Source organism: Aeromonas sp. RU39B, from assembly GCF_900156095.1.
GTDB lineage: Bacteria > Pseudomonadota > Gammaproteobacteria > Enterobacterales > Aeromonadaceae > Aeromonas.
Window position 1 is genome coordinate 1 of record NZ_FTMJ01000033.1, and the last position, 1450, is coordinate 1450.

General features: G+C 53.9%; 1 protein-coding gene. It reads right to left on the minus strand.

What is annotated here, in order from left to right:
• Positions 1–39: 39 nt before the first annotated feature.
• A protein-coding gene (locus BW958_RS20450; RefSeq protein WP_143233170.1) for an IS3 family transposase occupies positions 40–1400 on the minus strand; the annotation gives its coding sequence in 2 pieces (ribosomal slippage) (positions 40–893 and positions 893–1400; 1362 coding nt in all).
• Between the last annotated feature and the right edge of the window lie 50 nt (positions 1401–1450).

Below are 1450 nucleotides of genomic sequence, written 5' to 3' on the forward strand. Positions count from 1 at the left end.
TGAACTGACCCCATAAAGTTGGACAGTTAAAGATACGGGTTAAATCAAGAAGGCCTGAGTTCGGTACTGCACCGGACTCAGGCCTTTCAATTTTGTCATAATCCTGTCGTGATTGTAGTAGTGAATGTACTCTCGGATGCTGGCCTGTAGCTGTTTGATACTCTCGAAGCGGTTCAGGTAGAAGAGCTCAGACTTCAAGGTGCCGAAGAAGCTTTCCATGGCGGCATTGTCCAGACAGTTGCCCTTGCGCGACATACTTTGAAGCAGACCGCGTGCAGCGAGCTGACGCCGATAGGCTGGCATTTGATACTGCCAACCCTGGTCTGAGTGCAAGAGCGGTGTCTCTTGCTCAGAAAGCCTACTCAGCGCCTTTTTAAGCATGGAACTCACCAGCGAGAAGTGCGGTCGTTGCTGCATCGTATAGGACACGATTTCTCCATTGTAGAGATCCATCACCGGCGAGAGGTACAGCCTCTCGCCCCGAACATTGAACTGAGTCACGTCAGTCACCCACTTTTGGTGTGGTCGCTCGGCTTGAAACTGGCGCGCTAGAATGTTGGGAACCTGGGCCTGCTGCCCTTTGTAGGAACGGTATCTCTTGGGGCGCACCAACGATTTGAGCCCCAGCGTTTGCATCAGACGCTGCACCGCCTTGTGATTGATTTTTTCACCGGTTTGTCGCAACGCCATAGTAATACGCCGGTAGCCATAGCGCCCCTTATGACGCTCATAGATGGAGCGAATTCGCGACTTCAGCCCAGCCTGCCGATCCCCAGCCTGCTGCGCCTTCACCTGGTAGTAGAACGAGCTGCGCGGTAGCCCTGCGGCCTCCAACAACATCGCCAGTGCGTGGCCTTGCCTCAGTTCAAGCACTACCCGCGCTTTTTCTGCGCAGCTTGCTCTTCGGCCTGACGCAAGGCCCTCAATTTTTTTAAGTACGCCACCTCCGCGCGCAGATACTCGTTCTCTTTGCGCAATTGTTCCAGCGTGCGCGTATCTTCAGCTTCGGGTAGCAAGGGCTTGGGTAATTCAGGGGCTGGCATCTTCTTCGGACGTCCTCGGGGTTTCGGCTCCAACGCCGGGAGACCACCTTCACGATACAGGCGTTCCCAGCCTGCGACGACTGCCGTACCGCCTCGCAGGTCAAACAAGGTAGCGCTCTGACGATAGGAAAGATCTTCGAGCCACATCCGCTTTAACACTGAAAGCTTGAACTGGGCGCTGTAGTGGCTGCGCTTTTTACTCAGACCAGCATGGCCATGCTGACGATAGCGGTCGACCCAGCGACGAATCGTCGCTTGATCGACGTCGAACTTACGTGCAAGCGCCCTAAAACCTCGTGTTCCAGATAAATAGTCTTGAACTACAGTCAACTTGAAACTTTCGTCATACCTAGCCATGAAAATACCCCAAAGGTTGGATTTGCGTCCAACTTTTGGGGTGCAGTTCA